The sequence below is a fragment of the Streptomyces zaomyceticus genome (genome assembly GCF_014656215.1).
Classification (GTDB): domain Bacteria; phylum Actinomycetota; class Actinomycetes; order Streptomycetales; family Streptomycetaceae; genus Streptomyces; species Streptomyces zaomyceticus.
On sequence record NZ_BNBZ01000077.1, the window covers coordinates 1 to 827 of the forward strand.

An 827-nucleotide genomic window follows, 5' to 3' on the forward strand; every position below is an offset into this window, starting at 1 on the left:
TTCAGAGGCTGCGGGCGGTGATGTCGCCGTAGGCGGTGGTGGCGTGGACGGTGAGGTCGGGGGTGGGGCCGGCGGTGTTGCCGAGGGCGTTGTGGATGCGGCCGTGGGCGGTGCCGGCGTCGAGGGAGGCGGAGACGCCGCGGGCGGCGGCGATCTCGATGTCGCCGGCTTCGGTGCGCAGGGTGAGGGTGCCGCGGGTGGCCTCGGTGATCCGGAGGTCGCCCTTCTGGGTGCTGATCTCGGCGGGGCCGGTCAGCCGGCCGACGGTGATGTCGCCGGCGAGGAGGGTCAGCCGGGCGTGGGCGGTCTCGTCGAGCTTGACCGTGCCCTGTGCGCCGTCGAAGGTGACCTCGCCCAGGCGGCCGACGCCCCGGAGTTCACCGGCGGCGGTCTTCGCCTCGACCCGGGAGCCGGCGGGCAGTTGCACGGTCACCTCGACCGATCCGGAGTCTCCCAGGATCCGGTTCGTGGCCGGTGCGGCGGTGACCCGCAGGACGCCGTCGGCGAAGTCGACGGCGATCCGCTCCGCGGCCTTCGTGTCGGCGCTCTTGGCGGCGTCGGCGGGCCGGACCTCGACCGTGGTGTCGGCGCGGTCGGCGGCGATGAGGCGGATGTGGCCGGCGGGGATGTCCAGGACGGCGGCGACCGGGGCGGTGGTGGCGAACGTGTGCATCGTTCTTCTCCTTCGTCAGTGGCGGGGACCCTGTCGGCCCCGCTCTTTCCGATGAAGGAAAAGCTACGTTGCATTCACAGAACTGACAACGAGCACATTGCATGCGATCGCCATCACCGCAGGTCAAGGCAGAGAAATCGTTGCAGTGACCCTG

1 protein-coding gene is annotated in these 827 nt (G+C 71.2%); it reads right to left on the reverse strand.

Features of this window, described 5'->3' with window-relative positions; translation table 11 throughout:
- Position 1: 1 nt before the first annotated feature.
- A complete protein-coding gene (locus IE311_RS36500) occupies positions 2-673 on the reverse strand; it encodes a DUF4097 family beta strand repeat-containing protein (RefSeq protein ID WP_189836207.1) in 672 nt (223 codons plus the stop codon).
- Positions 674-827: the final 154 nt, after the last annotated feature.

Excerpts from the sequence above, each read along its gene's own strand:
- IE311_RS36500 (WP_189836207.1), bottom strand. The coding sequence starts at position 673 with ATGCACACGTTCGCCACCACCGCCCCGGTCGCCGCCGTCCTGGACATC.